The organism is Streptomyces sp. ISL-96 (assembly GCF_018614035.1).
Taxonomy (GTDB): Bacteria; Actinomycetota; Actinomycetes; order Streptomycetales; family Streptomycetaceae; genus Streptomyces.
Map to the genome: position 1 here is coordinate 61,491 of NZ_JAGGPA010000010.1, position 17,205 is coordinate 78,695.

The 17,205-nt window shown below is 70.4% G+C and carries 14 protein-coding genes and 1 pseudogene; 5 read left to right on the forward strand and 10 right to left on the reverse strand.

Annotated elements, in window-relative coordinates; genetic code table 11:
• Position 1: 1 nt before the first annotated feature.
• Together J7E96_RS07045 and J7E96_RS07050 are read right to left on the reverse strand one after the other, a co-directional pair.
• A complete protein-coding gene (locus J7E96_RS07045; protein ID WP_215128565.1) occupies positions 2 to 1,207 on the reverse strand; it encodes a HAMP domain-containing sensor histidine kinase in 1,206 nt (401 codons plus the stop codon).
• A complete protein-coding gene (locus tag J7E96_RS07050; RefSeq protein ID WP_215128567.1) occupies positions 1,204 to 1,869 on the reverse strand; it encodes a response regulator transcription factor in 666 nt (221 codons plus the stop codon). Before J7E96_RS07050 ends, J7E96_RS07045 begins: the two co-directional genes overlap by 4 nt.
• Positions 1,870 to 1,981: 112 nt before the next feature.
• Here J7E96_RS07050 and J7E96_RS07055 point away from each other — a divergent pair, with 112 nt between their 5' ends.
• The 4 genes from J7E96_RS07055 to J7E96_RS07070 are packed head-to-tail and all read left to right on the forward strand — an operon-like array spanning position 1,982 to position 5,440.
• Entirely contained in the window at positions 1,982 to 2,497 is a 516-nt protein-coding gene (locus J7E96_RS07055) for a hypothetical protein (protein ID WP_215128569.1), read from the forward strand.
• A complete protein-coding gene (locus tag J7E96_RS07060; RefSeq protein WP_215128571.1) occupies positions 2,494 to 3,552 on the forward strand; it encodes a peptidoglycan-binding protein in 1,059 nt (352 codons plus the stop codon). Before J7E96_RS07055 ends, J7E96_RS07060 begins: the two co-directional genes overlap by 4 nt.
• Positions 3,549 to 4,229, forward strand: a complete 681-nt coding sequence (locus J7E96_RS07065) for an ABC transporter ATP-binding protein (protein WP_215128573.1) — start codon at positions 3,549 to 3,551, stop codon at positions 4,227 to 4,229. Before J7E96_RS07060 ends, J7E96_RS07065 begins: the two co-directional genes overlap by 4 nt.
• The gene (locus J7E96_RS07070; RefSeq protein ID WP_215128575.1) at positions 4,229 to 5,440 is read left to right on the forward strand and encodes an ABC transporter permease; all 1,212 of its coding nucleotides are present in this window, start codon (positions 4,229 to 4,231) and stop codon (positions 5,438 to 5,440) included. Before J7E96_RS07065 ends, J7E96_RS07070 begins: the two co-directional genes overlap by 1 nt.
• A 39-nt stretch (positions 5,441 to 5,479) precedes the next feature.
• On the opposite strand, the gene J7E96_RS07075 is transcribed toward J7E96_RS07070, so the two are convergent.
• Positions 5,480 to 6,841 (reverse strand): PAS domain-containing protein, encoded by a 1,362-nt coding sequence (locus J7E96_RS07075; protein ID WP_308295866.1) that lies wholly within the window; start codon positions 6,839 to 6,841, stop codon positions 5,480 to 5,482.
• Positions 6,842 to 7,233: 392 nt separating this feature from the next.
• Positions 7,234 to 7,857 (reverse strand): pyridoxamine 5'-phosphate oxidase, encoded by a 624-nt coding sequence (gene pdxH, locus J7E96_RS07080; protein WP_215128624.1) that lies wholly within the window; start codon positions 7,855 to 7,857, stop codon positions 7,234 to 7,236.
• A gap of 334 nt (positions 7,858 to 8,191) precedes the next feature.
• Here pdxH and J7E96_RS07085 point away from each other — a divergent pair, with 334 nt between their 5' ends.
• Positions 8,192 to 9,292 carry a citrate synthase 2 gene (locus J7E96_RS07085; protein WP_215128578.1) on the forward strand — a complete coding sequence of 367 codons (1,101 nt, stop codon included), beginning with the start codon at positions 8,192 to 8,194 and terminating at the stop codon, positions 9,290 to 9,292.
• A 30-nt stretch (positions 9,293 to 9,322) separates the two neighbouring features.
• Here the strand turns inward: J7E96_RS07085 and J7E96_RS07090 are convergent, their stop codons facing one another.
• The 6 genes and pseudogenes from J7E96_RS07090 to J7E96_RS07115 form a co-directional block, all read right to left on the reverse strand.
• On the reverse strand, positions 9,323 to 9,955 hold the full coding sequence (locus tag J7E96_RS07090; RefSeq protein ID WP_251069521.1) for a TetR/AcrR family transcriptional regulator: 633 nt from the start codon (positions 9,953 to 9,955) through the stop codon (positions 9,323 to 9,325).
• Positions 9,943 to 10,683: an enoyl-CoA hydratase family protein gene (locus J7E96_RS07095; protein ID WP_215128580.1), complete on the reverse strand. Its 741-nt coding sequence runs from the start codon at positions 10,681 to 10,683 to the stop codon at positions 9,943 to 9,945. Before J7E96_RS07095 ends, J7E96_RS07090 begins: the two co-directional genes overlap by 13 nt.
• Positions 10,680 to 12,259, reverse strand: a pseudogene (locus J7E96_RS07100) (4-coumarate--CoA ligase family protein). Before J7E96_RS07100 ends, J7E96_RS07095 begins: the two are co-directional and overlap by 4 nt.
• 44 nt (positions 12,260 to 12,303) lie before the next feature.
• Positions 12,304 to 13,467: an acyl-CoA dehydrogenase family protein gene (locus J7E96_RS07105; protein WP_215128582.1), complete on the reverse strand. Its 1,164-nt coding sequence runs from the start codon at positions 13,465 to 13,467 to the stop codon at positions 12,304 to 12,306.
• Complete coding sequence (locus tag J7E96_RS07110) at positions 13,464 to 15,461, reverse strand: biotin carboxylase N-terminal domain-containing protein (RefSeq protein ID WP_215128584.1); 1,998 nt, start codon at positions 15,459 to 15,461, stop codon at positions 13,464 to 13,466. The genes J7E96_RS07105 and J7E96_RS07110 overlap by 4 nt, the downstream gene beginning before the upstream one ends.
• Positions 15,462 to 15,472: 11 nt before the next feature.
• Positions 15,473 to 17,074, reverse strand: a complete 1,602-nt coding sequence (locus J7E96_RS07115) for an acyl-CoA carboxylase subunit beta (RefSeq protein WP_215128586.1) — start codon at positions 17,072 to 17,074, stop codon at positions 15,473 to 15,475.
• Between the last annotated feature and the right edge of the window lie 131 nt (positions 17,075 to 17,205).

A 17,205-nucleotide genomic window follows, 5' to 3' on the forward strand; every position in this document is an offset into this window, starting at 1 on the left:
CCTACGTTCCCGGGAACGTCACCCGTACGGTCAGCCCGCCACCCGGGTTGGCCACGGCCGCCGTCAGCGCTCCGTGGGCGCGCGCTATGGACGCCACGATGGACAGCCCCAGCCCCGCCCCCTCACCCGGCGCGTGGTGGCGCTCCCTCGCGCGGCGGAACGGCTCGAAAAGGCGCGGCACCGTAGCGGGCGGGACGACGGGGCCCGTGTTGGAGACCTCCAGGCCGTCAGGGGACACACGGAGCCGCACCCGGCCCCCTGGGTGGTTGTGGCGGATCGCGTTAGCGGCGAGGTTGTGGACGAGGTGTTCGAGCAGGACCGCGTCTCCCCGTACCGTCAGCGGCTGCGCCGAAGCCTCCACCGTGATGCCCAGACACCGGGCGTCCTCGGTCAGCCCCGTCGCCACCGTGCGGGCGATCGCGTCCAGCGCGGCGGGTTCACGGCGCTGGAGCCCCTGGTCGGAGACCGCGAGAAGCAGCAGGCCCTCGATGAGCTGCTCGCTCTCCCCCGCCGTCTCGATGAGCTTCTCGCGGATACGGGCGACCTTCTCCGGCGACGGTTCGTCGGCCAGTCCGATCTCTGCCGCTGCCCGCTGCACGGCGAGGGACGTCCGCAGTTCGTGGGCGGCGTTGGCGGCGAAGCGCTGCTGGGCGGAGACCAGTTGCTCTATCCGGTCGAGCATTCCGTCGAAGGTGTCGGCGAGTTCCTTGAGCTCGCCGGGCGGCGCCTTGAGGGCGAGACGTTCGTGGAGGTTCTCGCCCGACAGCCGGCGCGCCCGCGCGGTGATCACCCCGACCGGCCGGAGCACCCTGCCCGCCATCCACCAGGCCAGCGCCACGGAGGCGGCCGAGAAGAGGGCGAGCGCCACGCCGGACACCGTCAGCAGGCTCTCCAGTGCGGCGTCCTCGGCCGCGTTGCTGATCCGCCGGGTCGCCGCGTACTCCGCCGCCACACCCCGGCCGAGGTCGACGGGGGCGCCCGGTTCCGCCCGCCGGGCGGGGGCCGCTTCCCGCCAGTCCGGGTCGCGGTCCGGGTCCGTGCCCGGGACGGCGAGGTCGGCGTACGGCACCGTCGTGGTGACCGCCGTGCTGATGCTGGAGTGCAGTGCGTCCCGTACGAGGAGGTAGACGAAGCCGATCAGCAGGGCTCCGGCCAGTACGAGCAGGCCGCCGTAGAGCGCCGTCAGACGCCCGCGCTCACTCGTCATGCCGCACGACCGACCCGGTAGCCCGCGCCCGGGACCGTCTCGATCACCTGCGGCTCACCCAGCTTCGCGCGCAGTTTGCTGAGGGTGACGCGGACCGCGTTGGTGCGGTAGCTGGTGTCCTCCTCCCACACCTGCTCGATCAGGTCGTCGCCGCTGACCACCGCCCCGTCGGCGCGCATGAGGGTCTCCAGTACGGCGAATTCCTTCCGCGAGAGCGCGAGGTAGCGGCCGTCCCTGCTGACCTGCCGGCGGGCGGTGTCCAGGACCAGTCCCGCGCGTTCGAGGACCGGGGGCAGTGCGGGCCGGGCGCGCCGGCCGAGCGCCAGGACGCGGGCGAGCAGTTCGTCGTACGCGAACGGCTTGGTGAGGTAGTCGTCGGCGCCGAGGCCCAGGCCGTCGACCCGATCCCGTACCGCCCCCGAGGCCGTCAGCATCAGGATGCGGGTCAGCAGCCGCCGCTCGACGACCTTGCGGCACACGTCGTCGCCGTGCAGCCCCGGCAGATCGCGGTCCAGGACCAGTACGTCGTACTCGCCCAGCCCGAGTTTGCGCAGGGCCGTCAGGCCGTCGGGCGCCACGTCCACCGCGATCGCGTCGCGGCGCAAGCCCTCGGCGATCATCTCGGCCAGAAATGCCTCGTCCTCCACCAGCAGCACACGCATGCGCTCTGTGTACCTGAAGGGGACCTTTCGGCGATGTAAGCGTCCGGCTTGAGAGAAACGAAATGCCGTTCCTTGGAACGCTCGCGGTGTCCCCCTCAGAAGGAGAAAAACCATGAGCACCAGGACACCCGCCCGTTCCCGTACACGCTCCGCGGCCTTCGCCTCAGGATTCGCCGCGATCGCCCTCTTCACCTCGGCCTGCTCCGGCGGCAGCGGCAGCGGCAATGACACATCGCAGGACTCCGGTACGAACGCGGGCAAGGCCAGCGACGACGCGGCCAAGCACCGCAAGTGTCTGCGTGACAACGGGCTCGACGTCCCCGACCCCAAGCCGGGCGAGGACGAGCGCGGCATGACGATCAGCGGCGACGGGTTGAGCAAGGAAGCCATGGAGAAGGCGCTGAAGGCATGCTCCGGGAAGGGCGGGCCGGGCTCGGCGCGGGCGGGGATCACCCAGGCCGACAAGGACAAGATGCTCAAGCACGCCCAGTGCATGCGCAAGAACGGCTACAACATGCCCGATCCGAAGTTCGACGGCGGGATGACGGAAGCGCTGCCGATACCGAAGGGCGTCGAGAAGGAGAAGTTCGAGAAGGCCAACAAGGCCTGCGAAAGCATCATGCGATGAAGGCGCGCAGGACAGTCGTCGCCGCCGTGGTGGTCCTCGCCGTAACCGGCGGCGCCGTCGCCGCCACCGCCCTGAGCACCCCGGGCAGGAGCGAACCTCCACGGGACTCCGCTCTGCCGCCCGCTACCGCTCCCGTCGAGCGCGGCGACCTCAGCGACAGCACCCAGGTCGAGGGAACGCTCGGTTACGCCAAGGAACGCAAACTCAACGCGGGCGTCACGGGAACGCTCACTTGGGCCGCCGGCACCGGCTCCGCGGTGAAGCACGACGGCACGCTCTACGAGGTCGACGGCAAGCCCGTCCGCCTGATGTACGGCGCCGGACCGATGTACCGGACGCTGAAGACCGGCGACGAGGGCAGGGACGTCGAACAGCTGGAACAGAACCTCGCCGCCCTCGGCTACACGGGCTTCACCGTCGACGACGAGTACACGTCGCTGACCGCGGCCGCCGTCAAGCGCTGGCAGAAGGCTCACGAACTCAAGCAGACCGGCCGCGTCGGTCCCGAGCACATCGCCTTCGCGCCGGGTCCGGTACGTATCAAGAGCGCGGAGTCGGCTGTCGGAGACCAGGCGGCACCGGGCCGGCCCGTTTTCACCACCACAGGCTCGGAGAGGGTCGTCACGTTCAAGCTGGACGTCACCGACCAAAAGCTCGCCAAGGCCGACACCAAGGTCACCGTCGGCCTGCCGGACGGCTCCAGCGCACGGGGTGAGGTCTCGGCGGTCGGCAAGACCGCGAAGGCGGGCGACGACCCGCAGGACACGGCGCCCAAGATCGACGTGACCGTTTCCTTCGACGAACCGCGGAAGGTCAGCGGCTTCGACCAGTCCCCGGTCACCGTCAACCTCACCGGAGAGACCCGCGAAGGCGTTCTGTCCGTTCCCGTGAACGCACTTCTCGCACTGCCGGGCGGCGGCTTCGGCGTCGAGGTCGTCGCGAACGGCAAGTCCCGCGAGGTGAAGGTCGAACTCGGCATGTTCGGGCAGGGCCGGGTCGAGGTCAGCGGCGGCGGACTGCGCGACGGAATGCTGGTCGGGGTGCCCAAGATATGAGCGCCGTAGTCGAACTGAGAGAAGTCACCAAGGAATACCCCGGCGGTGTCGCCGCACTGCGCGGCGTCGACCTCACGGTCGAGGAGGGCGAACTGCTGGGCATCGTGGGCCCGTCCGGCTCCGGCAAGTCCACCCTGCTGCACATCGTCGGCACCCTGGACCGGCCGACCGCCGGAACGGTCGCCATCGCGGGACACGATGTCGCCGCGCTCACCGACCGTGAACTGTCCGCACTGCGCGCCCAGCATGTCGGCTTCGTCTTCCAGGCGTTCCACCTGGTGCCCGGCATCAGCGCCCGCGACAACGTCGCCGAGGGGCTGCTCTACTCCGGTCTTTCGCCCGCGCAGCGGCGCCGGCGGGCCTCGGACGCGCTCGACCGGGTGGGACTGGCGGACCGGATGGGGCACAAGCCGCACGAGTTGTCCGGCGGGCAGAAACAGCGGGTGGCGATAGCCCGTGCTGTCGTCGGCGAGCCGGATCTGCTGCTCGCCGACGAGCCCACCGGAGCACTGGACTCCGCTTCCGGGGAAGCGGTGATGGCACTGCTCCACGACCTCAACAAGGAGGGCGCGACGATCGCGGTCATCACTCACGACACGGAGATCGCCGAGCGGCTGCCCCGCCAGGTCCGCATCCGCGACGGCCGGGTCGTGGCGGACCTGAGGAGCGACAACTGATGGCCCGCACACCCGTCCGTGCACGGCTCAGAGCAGCCCGGCTCGGCCCCCGCGACGTCCTGCACGTCGGCTCGGCCGGCCTGCGCAGCCGCCCTGTGCGAGTCGTCCTGTCCGCACTGGGCATCGCCATCGGAATCGCCACGATGATCGCGGTGGTCGGCGTCTCCGCGTCCAGCCAGGCCCAGTTGATGCGCGAACTCGACAGGCTGGGAACCAACATGCTCGTGGCGACCCCCGGCGAACCGATGTTCTCCGGGGAGGACGTCAAGCTGCCCAAGGACGCGGTCGGCATGGTGGGACGTATCGACGGGGTGGAGGAGGCGGCCGCGACAGGCGACATCAAGGAAGCGGTACGGCGCAGCGAGAAGATCTCCGAGGACGAGACGGGCGGCATCGCGGTCAAGGCCGCGACGGAGGAGTTGCTGAAAGTCCTGCGCGGTGAGGTCGCCGCCGGCAGGTGGCTCAACCAGGCCAGCGGCCGATACCCCTCGGTCGTGCTCGGCCATGTCGCCGCCCAGCGGCTCGGCATCACCTCCCCGGGTCAGCAGGTCTACATCGGCGACCGGTACTTCACCGTCGTCGGCATCCTCGGCCCCCTGCCGCTCTCTCCCGAGATCGAACGCTCCGCACTGGCCGGCTGGCAGGGCGCGCAGAAGCTGCTCGGCTTCGACGGCCACCCGACGTCGGTGTACGAACGCTCGTCGGACTCCTCCGTACACGCGGTGCGCAAGCTGATCGCCTCCACGGTCGACCCGCGCAATCCCCAGAACGTGCAGGTCACCGACCCTTCGTCGGCCCTTCAGGCGAAGGCCGCGACCAAGGGTGCGTTCAGCGGTCTGCTCCTCGGACTCGGGGGGATCGCGCTGCTGGTCGGCGGGGTAGGGGTGGCCAACACCATGATCATTTCCGTGCTGGAGCGACGTTACGAGATCGGGCTTCGCCGCTCCCTGGGTGCCACCCGCGGCCAGATCCGCATCCAGTTCGTCACCGAGTCGCTGATGCTCTCGGGCCTGGGCGGCCTGGCCGGTGTCGCGATGGGCGCCGCCGCGACGGGGATCTACGCGTACTCCGGCGGCCTGCCGTGGGTCGTGCCCCCATGGGCGGTCGGCGGCGGATTCGGGGCGACGCTGGTCATCGGCACGATCGCCGGCCTGTACCCGGCCGTACGGGCCGCACGGCTCTCCCCGACGCTGGCGCTGCACGCGGCGTAGGACGGCCCGTTCCCGGATTCCTTCCTTACCTCCCCTTTCTTACGTCGCTTTCAGCACCTGCGCCAAGTCGATCGCCGCAGCCACCCGCACGGCGATGTTCTCCGCGTACGTCGCGTCCGGGCGCTCGAAGGCGGTGCGGCTCGGACCGCGCAGAAAGGTGGCCACCCCCAGCGTCCGGCCGCGGCTGCGCAGCACCGTGCACAAGGCGTGCACGGTGTCCTTGGGCCACTGGCGCTGCACCGCCCAGTCTTCAGGGCCCCCACTCGCCCGCACCGAGCCGAGACGGTCGAGGCACTGGAGCGCCGGATGACCGGCCGGATACGGCACGGGGATGCCGGCTCCGCCGGTCACCGGCAGGCACGGGCCCGGCGCGCCCGACGGCGTGGCGGCGACCCGGACCAGGCGGGCCGGGTGATCCCCCACCGCCAGATCCACCAGCGCGTGGTCGGCGAATCCGGCGAGGGCGAAGTCCAGGTACGACAACGCCGCTTCCATCGGGTCCTCGCACTCGGCGGCCGCGCGCCCGGCGCGGTGCAGCTGGTTGCCGCGGAACCGCAGCTGCGCGGCTTCCTGTTCCGCGGTCTTCGCCTCGGTGATGTCCTGGAACAGCCAGCCGACGCCCAGTGGGACCGGTTCCTCCGCGAGCGGCGAGGCCAGTCGCAGGAAGCCGCTGCGCCAGCACCGCCGCCGCTCGCCCTTCCCGCCCGCCTCCGCCCTGCGCAGCGTCACCCACAGCTCGGCGGGGGACGGCGGCGCCCCCTCCGCCAGTACGTGTTGCAGAGCGCCCTCCAGCTCTTCCAAGCCCTGGAGGATGAGCTCCCCCAGCGGGCGTCCCAGGAGCGCCGTACGCCCCACTCCGAGCGCGCGCGCCGCGTGCGTGTTGACGACGGTGGGACGCAGGTCCACGTCCACCAGAACGACGCCCCAGGACGCGTCGTCGAACAGCGCCTCGCTCAGCGCGATCGCCCGTTCCAGGTCGATCTGCGCGTGCACCTCACTGAACGCGCAGTAGACCCCGGCGGGCTTGCCCTCCGCACCGCGCACTCCCGCCGACTGTGTACGTACGAGAACGCGCCCTCCGTCCTTCCGCAGAAGCGCGAATTCGTGCACCTGACGGCCCGGAGCGTGCATCGCCGACATCAGCCGCCCCTGCACCTCGTCCGCGTCCGCCGTCCTCGCCGCCCACCCCGCGAGACCGACCCGCCCGACCGCCTCGTCGGCCGTCCACCCGAGGATCCGCTCGGCCTCGCGGTTCCAGTGGGTGATCACCCCGTCCGCGTCGAAGGCACAGAGCGCCGCGTCCATGCCGTCGAGAAGCGCGGCAAGAAGATCGTCGGAACCGGGCCCTGGCTCGTCGGGACCGTACGCGTCGGTGGTCTCGCCAATCCGGGAAGCACTCACCTGGCACCCCCTGCAGGTGTTCGCCTTTGCTGCACTGCCGTCTGCCGCACTGCTGTCTGCGGAACTCGGGATCATTCAACTGGAACGTGACGCAGCACACACCTGGTTCACCGAAATAGACGCCTCCCGTAATTCACTTGTGGCGAGCGGGAGCGGTTCTTAGGCTTGCGGCACACGTGAAGGGAGGTGGTTCGGAAGTGATGTCATTTCGGACTCGTGAGGTGACTGCGGGCTGACGGCCCGTCGTCGCACTTAGTGCAGGCCGACACAGACCGTCGGCCGAAATCCCAGCAGTCACTGACCCGCGGGCTCGCCGGTAAGTCCGGCCGGCTCCTCTTCGGAGGGACCAGAGCCCGCGGGTTTCTGCGTTCCGGGGGCACTTCGGGCACGTCCTACGGGCAGAGGCGTTCCACGCGCCAGGTGCCGTCCTCGGCGACGTACCGGAGGCGGTCGTGCAGGCGGTTCGCGTGGCCCTGCCAGAACTCGACCGTCTCGGGAACGATCCGGTAGCCGCCCCAGTCCGGCGGCACCGGTACGCGTTCGGTCTCCGGGTAGCGCGCCGCCAGCTCGTCGTAGCGGGCGAGCAGCTCTTCGCGGGACGCGACCACGGACGACTGCGCGCTCGCCCAGGCCCCCAGCTGTGAGCCGTGCGGGCGCGTTCTGAAGTACGCCGCTGTCTCGTCTCGGCCGATCCGCTCCGCCGTACCGGTGACTATCACCTGGCGGGCGACCTGGTGCCACGGGAAGAGCAGCGAGACGTACGGATTGGAAGCGATTTCCCGGCCCTTGCGGGAGGCGTAGTTCGTGAAGAAGACGAAGCCCCGTCGGTCGTACTGCTTGAGCAGCACCGTGCGGGACGAGGGCCGGCCGTCGGGGGTGGCCGTGGAGACGACCATGGCGTTCGGCTCGTGGAGGCCGCCCGTCGCGATCTCCCTGAACCAGCGGTCGAACTGATCCATCGGCTCGTCGGCGAGCTGGGCCTCGCTGAAGGCTTCGCTGCGGTAGTGCTCACGCATGGCGGCGGGATCGAAATCTCGGTTCGGCACGGTGCCATCCTGCCGCAGCGGCTCATTGTGCCCGGCACCTGGTGCCATCAACCCTCTGCGCGGGAAATGGGGCAGTGTGCCGGTAATCACGCTTCCCCGCATCGGCGGAACCCGCCAAAATGTGGGCGCCGGGCACTGTGGCCTCCATACAGCAGGGGCTATCGTGCCTGCTTCCGAGGCGGTTGGGTGACCACCGGCCGCGCGGGGAATCACCGGGGTGACCCATGGCACTTAAAACATGCCCGCATGCCCCCTGGTCACAAGCCGATTGCCGCCTGTCGAACACGTCATGAGGAGCCGCCTGATGTCCGACTTCGTACCCGGACTCGAAGGAGTCGTAGCGTTCGAAACGGAGATCGCAGAACCGGACAAGGAGGGCGGTGCGCTCCGTTACCGGGGAGTCGACATCGAAGACCTCGTCGGGCACGTGTCCTTCGGGAACGTGTGGGGCCTGCTGGTCGACGGCGCGTTCAACCCCGGCCTGCCGGCCGCCGAACCGTTTCCGATCCCCGTCCACTCCGGTGACATCCGCGTCGACGTGCAGTCCGCGCTGGCGATGCTCGCCCCCGTGTGGGGCCTGAAACCGCTGCTCGACATCGACGAGCAGACCGCGCGCGACGACCTGGCGCGGGCCGCCGTGATGGCGCTGTCGTACGTCGCCCAGTCGGCGCGCGGGCAGGGTCTGCCGATGGTTCCGCAGAAGGAGATCGACAAGGCGGAGACCGTTGTGGAGCGCTTCATGAAGCGCTGGCGCGGCGAGCCCGACCCCAAGCACGTCAAGGCTGTCGACGCGTACTGGACGTCGGCCGCCGAGCACGGCATGAACGCCTCCACGTTCACGGCGCGCGTGATCGCGTCGACCGGCGCGGACGTGGCAGCGGCGCTTTCGGGTGCGGTCGGTGCCATGTCGGGACCGCTCCACGGTGGCGCGCCCTCGCGCGTCCTCGGCATGATCGAGGAAATCGAGCGCACCGGTGACGCGACCGCGTACGTGAAGCAGGCTCTCGACAAGGGCGAGCGGCTGATGGGCTTCGGTCACCGCGTGTACCGCGCCGAGGACCCGCGGGCGCGCGTTCTGCGGCGTACGGCGAAGGAGCTCGCCGCGCCGCGCTTCGAGGTCGCCGAGGCGCTGGAGAAGGCCGCCCTTGAGGAGCTGCACGCGCGGCGGCCCGACCGGGTGCTCGCGACGAACGTCGAGTTCTGGGCGGCGATCGTGCTGGACTTCGCGGAGGTCCCGGCGCACATGTTCACGTCGATGTTCACGTGTGCGCGTACGGCGGGCTGGAGTGCCCACATCCTGGAGCAGAAGCGCACGGCTCGTCTGGTGCGGCCTTCCGCGCGGTACGTCGGTCCGGCTTCGCGCAGCCCGCGCGAGGTCACCGGCTTCGACGACATCGCTCGCTGAGGTCTGTTGAGGGGCCGGTCCGCCGGCCCCTCAGTCCAGTGCGTCGTCGAGCAGCGTGGCCCACTGGGCCACGACGCGGTCGCGGCGCGACGCGTCGTCGGTGAGGAGATTGGCGAGGCCGAGGCCGCGGGCCATGTCGAGGACGCCCTGGACGGTCTCGCGTACGCCGGGTACCGATTCGTCGGCGCCGAGGAGTTCCACGGCGATGCGGTGGGTCTCGCGGCCGACGCGGGCTTCGAGCTCGGTGACGCGGGCGCCCAGCTGGTCCTCGTTGGAGGCGGCGACCCACAGGTGCAGGGCGGCCCGGAAGAGCGGTCCCGTGTAGAGGTCGACGAGGGCGCTCACGACGGCCGCGCGGTTGGTGGCGCCGTGTGGGAACAGTGCGCGCAGTGCCGTGGAACGTTCTTCGGCGACGTACTCGACGGCCGCCGTGAAGAGGTCTTCCCGGGTCGGGAAGTGGTGCTGGGCGGCGCCCCGTGAGACGCCGGCCCGTTCCGCGACGACTGACACCGTGGAGCCTGCCCAGCCGCGCTCGGCCAGGCAGGACACGGCGGCCTCCAGCAGGCGCTGTCTGGTGGCCCTGGAGCGGTCCTGCTTGGGGGCTTTGCCGGTGGCCGGTGTCGCGCCTGCGGCTGGTGTCGGGGTCGGGGTCACAGCACCCATGCGGGGTCCCGTCGTTCGAGGAATGCCGTCACGCCTTCGGCCGCCTCCGGTGAGGCGAAGAGGTGCGCGGACCGCTCGATGAGCGTGTCCGTGTCCCGGTCGAAGGCTGCCAGCACTGTAGCCGTGACCAGGCGCTTGGACGCGGCCAGGCCTTGCGGGGAGGCTCTGCGCAGCCCGTCGAGCACGGGTGCGAGTGCCTCGTCCGCGTCAGGGTCGTCGGACGCGGCGGTGATCAGCCCGATACGGGCAGCCTCGGCCGCGTCGAACCGTTCCCCGGTGAGGTAGTAGCGGGCGGCGGCGCGCGGGTCCAGGCGCGGCAGCAGTGGCATCGAGATGACAGCGGGGGCCAGCCCGAGGCGGGACTCGGTGAACGCGAAGCTAGCGCCGGGGCCCGCCGCCGAGATGTCGCACGCGCCGAGCAGGCCGAGGCCGCCCGCGCGCACGTGTCCCCGCACGCGCGCCACGACCGGCTTGGGCAGTTCGACGACGGCTCGCAGGAGGGCGACGAAGGCCGCCGGGTCCGGCGGTGACTTGAGGTCGGCTCCCGCGCAGAAGGTGGTCCCTGTGTGGGTGAGTTGTACGGCTCGTACGGAGGGGTCCTCCGCGCACGCGGACAGTGCGTCGCGGAGCTCACCGACGAGCCGCGCGGACAGGGCGTTGCGGTTCGCCGGTGAGTCGAGGGTCAGGGTGGTTATCCCGCGTTCGTGTGCGGTCGGTACCAGGGTCATGCGTGTTCCCCTTCACGTTCGCGCAGTTCGCGCCTGAGGATCTTTCCGGAGGCCGCCCTGGGGACGCTTGCGATGAAGGCGACGCGGCGGACCTTCTTGTACGGGGCGACGCGCTCGGCGACGTACGCCATCACGTCGTCCTCGGTGAGGCGCGCGGACGGCTGCGGGACGACGTACGCCATGGGTACTTCGTTGCGGTCCTCGTCGTACACGCCGATGACGGCCGCGTCGGCGATGGCTTCGTGGGTGAGCAGGAGCGCTTCCAGTTCGGCCGGTGCGACTTGGAAGCCCTTGTACTTGATGAGTTCCTTCACCCGGTCGACGACGAACAGCCAGCCGTCCGCGTCGGCCCTTCCGATGTCACCGGTGTGCACCCATCCGTCGGCGTCGATCATCGCGGCGGTGGCTTCGGGACGGCCGAGGTAGCCCTTCATCACCTGGGGGCCGCGGATCGCGATTTCGCCCTCCTCTCCGACGGCCACGTCGGTGGTGGGGTCGTCGAGGCAGAGGATGCGCATTTCCGTTCCCGGGAGCAGCTTTCCGACTGTTCCCGGGGGCGGGTTCGGTGCGTTCCGGGGAACGGCGTGTGTGCCGGGCGACAGTTCCGTCATGCCGTACGCCTGGAGGACGGGTGGCAGACCGAGGCGGTGCGAGCATGCCTGTGCGAGAGCGGCGTCGAGCGGGGCGGCGGCGCTGACGATGTACTCCAGGCCGGACAGGTCGTACTTCGCGACGGCGGGGTGCTTGGCGAGGGCCAGGACGATCGGTGGGGCGACACGTACAGGCCGTTGATGCGGTGCTCCTGGATCGCGCCGAGGAACTGGTCGAGGTCGAAGCGCGGAAGTACGACGACCGTCGCACCATTGCGCAGGGGCGCGTTCATGAGAGCGGTCAAACCGTAGATGTGGAAGAAGGGAAGAACCGCCAGGATGCGGTCGCCGGGGCCCATGGGGAGGAAGGGCTCCAGCTGCGCCAGGTTGGTGGCGATGCTGCGGTGCGTCAGCATCACGCCCTTGGGAACGCCTGTGGTGCCCGACGAATACGGGAGCGCCGCGATGTCCTCGCACGGGTCGATGGTGAGCTGCGGTTCGGGTGCGGTCGAGGCGAGCATGTCGAGGATGGAGCGGTGTCCCTCGGCGCTGTCGCAGACGAAGATTTCCTCGATCCCGCCGACGACTTCGGCGGCCCTGCGGGCGACGCCCAGGAGCGGCGAGATCGTGACGATCCAGCGGGCGGAGGAGTCGGCGAGCTGCTTGGCGAACTCCTCCGCCGTGGACAGCGGGTGGATGGTCGTGACGGAGGCTCCGGCGCGCGTGGCGGCGTAGAAGACCACCGGGTAGGCGATCGTGTTGGGGCTGTGCAGGGCGAGTACGTCGCCCTTCCGCACGCCCGCCTCGGCGAGTGCTGCGGCGATATGCCGGTGGAAGACGTCCAGTTGGCTGTACGTGATCGTGTCGCCGTTCGTCCCGTCGATCAGGGCGGGCGTTTCGCCGTACTCGGCGGCCCTGCCGAGCACCGCCTCGTGGATGGGCAGTTCGACGGGCTCGACGGGTGTGTACTCGCTCTGGAACGCCATGACGGTCCCCTCCGCGGTATGGGTGGTGGCCAGAATCGCGCGTACTAGTACGACTTGGGGAGACCCAGGGACTGATGAGAGACGAAGTTCAGGATCATTTCGCGGCTGACGGGCGCGATACGGGCCACCCGGGCGGCGGTGATGAGCGACGCGAGGCCGTATTCGCGGGTGAGTCCGTTGCCGCCGAGGGTGTGGACGGCCTGGTCGACGGCCTTCACGCAGGCCTCGGCGGCGGCGTACTTCGCCATGTTGGCGGCCTCGCCCGCGCCGAGGTCGTCGCCCTCGTCGTAGAGGCGGGCCGCCTTCTGCATCATCAGGCGGGCCAGTTCGAGTTCGATGTGGGCCTGGGCGAGCGGGTGGGCGATGGCCTGGTGGGCGCCGATGGGGCCTTTCCAGACGGTGCGGTCCTTGGCGTACTCGACGGCCCTGCTGACGGCGTAGCGGCCCATGCCGAGGGCGAAGGCGGCGGTCATGACGCGCTCGGGGTTGAGGCCGGCGAAGAGCTGGAGGAGGCCCGCGTCCTCGTCGCCGACGAGGGCTTCGGCGGGCAGCCGCACGTCGTCGAGGACCAGTTCGAACTGCTTCTCCGGTGCCTGGAGTTCCATGTCGATCTGCGAGCGCCCGAAGCCAGGGGTGTCGCGGGGGACGATGAACAGGCACGGCTTGAGGCTGCCCGTCCTGGCGTCCTCCGTGCGGCCGACGATGAGGGTCGCGTCGGCGATGTCGACGCCGGAGATGAAGACCTTGCGTCCCGTGAGCAGCCAGTCCGTGCCGTCGCGGCGGGCCGTGGTGGTGATCCGGTGGGAGTTCGATCCGGCGTCGGGTTCGGTGATGCCGAAGGCCATGGTGAGGCTTCCGTCGGCGAGGCCCGGCAGCCAGGCGGCCTTCTGTGCGTCCGTACCGAAACGCGCGATGACGGTGCCGCAGATGGCGGGCGAGACGACCATCATGAGGAGCGGACAGCCGGCCGCCCCCAGCTCCTCCAGCACGATGGACAGTTCCGCTATCCCGCCGCCCCCTCCGCCGTACTCCTCGGGAAGGTTCACGCCCAGGTAGCCGAGCTTGGCGGCCTCCGCCCAGAGCGTGTCGGGGTGCCGTCCTTCGCGTATGACGGTGGTCATGTAGTCGCGTCCGTAGCGCTTCCCGAGAGCGGCGACGGCCGCTCGGAGCGCCTTGTGTTCTTCGGTCTCTGCAACGGCGGTGCTCATGACTGCTGTTCCTCCTGGGACTCTTCGCCAGGCTCTTCGGCCTGTACGACGGCGAGCAGGGCGCCGACCTCGACCTGGCGGCCGGGGGCGGCGTGGAGCGCGGTGAGCGTGCCGGAGGCGGGAGAAGAGATCCGGTGCTCCATCTTCATGGCCTCCAGCCAGAGCAGGGGCTGTCCGGCGGTGACGTGCGCGCCCTCCGCGAGCCCTTCGGCGACGCGGACGACGGTTCCGGGCATGGGCGCGAGCAGGGACCCCGGTTCGGTGCCGGCGGTGGGATCGGGGAAGCGGGGCAGGGCGGTGAGAGTGTGCGAACCGCCCGTGGACGTGTCGACGTGCGTACGGCCCAAGGTGTGTGCGGCGATCTGAAAGTGCCGTAGTACGCCGTCGATTTCGAGCGTCACGTGCTCTGTGCGTACGTCGTGCACGCGAACGCCCGGAGCGCCTTCCGCGGTGAAGCCGTTTCGGGTGGCCCGGTAGCGGATTTCGTGCTCTGTCCCGTCGGGCTCGGCCCGGTAGGTCTTCACCTGCGGCTGGGACGCCACGTTGCGCCAGCCGCCGAGGCGAGCCGTCGTCGTCGTTCCCGTGTCCTGCCGCGCGGCGGCGTCGGCGAGGGCCGCGGCGAGCGCGGCGTACGCGCCTTGCGGAGCGTCCGCGGACGCCTCGGTGAGCACGTCCAGATGCCGGTCGTAGAACCCTGTGTCGAGCCGCCCCGCCGCGAAGTCGGGGTGGCGGAGCGAGCGTACGAGCAGGTCCCTGTTGGTCACCGGTCCGTGGATACGGGCGCGCTCCAGGGCGTGGGCGAGCTTGCGTACGGCTTCGGCGCGGGTCGGCGCGTGGGCGATCACTTTGGCCAGCATCGGGTCGTAGTGCACTCCTACGGCGTCCCCGGCGGCGTACCCGCTGTCGAGCCGCAGTCCGGGGCTCTCCGCGACGCTCAGGGCGTGCAGGGGGCCGGTCTGGGGCTGCCAGTCGCGGGACGGGTCCTCGGCGTAGAGCCGGGCTTCCACCGCGTGGCCTGACGGGGCTGGCGGTTCCGGCGGCAGGGCCTCGCCTTCGGCGACGCGCAGCTGGAGCGCCACCAGGTCGATCCCGAACACCGATTCCGTCACGGGATGCTCGACCTGGAGGCGGGTGTTCATCTCCAGGAAGTACGGGCGGCCCTCGGCCGAGACCAGGAACTCGACCGTTCCCGCGCCCCGGTAGTCCACCGCCCTTGCCGCCGCCACGGCGGCATCGTGAAGCGTCGTACGAAGGGTGTCGTCCAGGCCGGGTGCAGGGGCCTCCTCCACGACCTTCTGGTGCCGGCGCTGGAGCGAGCAGTCACGGGTGCCGAGCGCCCACACCGTGCCGTGCGCGTCGGCCATCACCTGGACCTCGACGTGGCGGCCGCGTTCGACGTACGGCTCGGCGAAGACCTCCCCGTCGCCGAAGGCGGACCGCGCTTCAGCGGTGGCCGCTGTCAGCTCACCGGGGAGCGACGAGAGATCGCGTACGACACGCATGCCCCTGCCGCCGCCGCCCGCCGCCGCCTTGAGGAGGAGAGGGAGGTCTGCTTCGGTGGCCGTGTCGGGGTCGACGGGGGCCAGGAGGGGCACGCCGGAGGCCGCCATGAGTTCCTTGGCGCGCGTCTTGGAGGCCATGGCGTCGATCGCCGCCGGCGGCGGGCCGATCCACACCAGACCAGCGTCCAGTACGGCGCGGGCGAACTCGGCGTTCTCGGAGAGGAATCCGTACCCGGGATGCACCGCGTCGGCACCGGCCGCCAGGGCGGCCTTCACGACGAGATCGCCGCGCAGGTACGTGTCGGCCGGGGCCGTTCCCGGGAGGCGTACCGCAGCATCCGCGGAACGTGCGTGAAGCGCACCCGAGTCCGCGTCGGAGTACACGGCGACCGTGGCGATGCCAAGGTGCGCGCACGTACGGAAGACGCGGCAGGCGATCTCGCCACGGTTGGCCACAAGGACTGAGGAAATCGTCGAACTCGTCGAACTCATCGGGAGGCCCTTCACATCCGGAAGACGCCGAAGCCGCCACGCGCGCCCTCGACCGGTGCCGTGTGGATCGCGGACAGGCACAGACCCAGCACGGTCCTGGTGTCGCGCGGGTCGATGACCCCGTCGTCGTACAGCCGCCCCGACAGGAACATCGGCAGCGACTCCGACTCGATCTGCTGCTCGACCATGGCGCGCAGGGCCGCGTCGGCCTCGTCGTCATACGGCTGCCCCTTCGCGGCGGCGGACGCGCGGGCGACGATCGACAGGACGCCGGCCAGTTGCTGCGGGCCCATTACGGCGGACTTGGAGCTCGGCCAGGCGAAGAGGAAGCGGGGGTCGTAGGCGCGGCCGCACATGCCGTAGTGACCGGCTCCGTAGGACGCGCCCATGAGGACGGAGAGATGCGGGACCTTGGAGTTCGATACGGCGTTGATCATCATCGCGCCGTGCTTGATGATGCCGCCCTGCTCGTACTCCTTGCCGACCATGTAGCCGGTGGTGTTGTGGAGGAAGAGGAGCGGGATGTCGCGCTGGTTCGCCAGCTGGATGAACTGGGCGGCCTTCTGGGACTCCGCGCTGAAGAGGATGCCCTGGGCGTTGGCGAGGATGCCGATGGGGTGGCCGTGCAGGCGGGCCCATCCGGTGACGAGGCTGGGCCCGTACAGCGGCTTGAACTCGTCGAAGTCGGAGGCGTCGACGATGCGGGCGATCACCTCGCGCGGGTCGAAGGGGACCTTGAGGTCGCCGGGGACTATGCCGGCGAGTTCGTCCTCGTCGTACTTGGGCGGTTCGGTGGGAGCGGGTGGGTCGGCTTGCGCCTTGCGCCAGTTGAGGCGGGCGACGACGCGGCGGGCCTGGCGCAGGGCGTCGTGCTCGTCCAGGGCGAAGTAGTCGGCGAGGCCGGAGGTACGGGCGTGCATTTCGGCGCCGCCCAGGGATTCGTCGTCCGACTCCTCGCCGGTGGCCATTTTGACGAGGGGTGGGCCGCCGAGGAAGACCTTCGACTGCTTTTTGATCATGATGGTGTGGTCGGACATTCCGGGGATGTACGCCCCGCCGGCGGTGGAGTTGCCGAAGACGACCGCGATGGTGGGGATCCCGGCTGCGGAGAGTCGCGTGATGTCGCGGAAGAGCGCCCCGCCGGGGATGAAGATCTCCTTTTGGGAGGGGAGGTCCGCGCCGCCGGACTCCACGAGGCTGATGCAGGGGAGGCGGTTGGCGTAGGCGATCTCGTTGGCGCGGAGTGCTTTTTTGAGGGTCCAGGGGTTGGAGGCGCCGCCGCGGACGGTGGGGTCGGTGGCGGTGATCAGACATTCGACGCCCTCTACGACGCCGATGCCGGTGACCATGGACGCGCCTACGGCGTAGTCGGTGCCCCATGCGGCGAGGGGTGACAGTTCCAGGAACGGGGTGTCGGGGTCGAGCAGCAGCTCGATGCGCTCGCGGGCGAGCAGTTTGCCGCGCTTGCGGTGACGGGCCACGTACTTTTCGCCGCCGCCGGCGAGGGCTTTGGCATGCTCGGCGTCGAGGTCGGCCAGTTTGGCGAGCATGGCGGCGCGGTTGGCGGCGTAGTCGGGGGCGTGGGGGTCGAGTGCGGTGGGGAGCACGGTCACTGGGGCACCGCCGGGGAGGGCACGGCCGGGGTGGTGGGGGCGGGTGCGGGTGCGGGTGCGGTCCACGGTGCGGGTACGGGTGCCTGCGGCGCTCTTCCCCTACCCGCCCCTTCCCGAACCGGGGCTCCGCC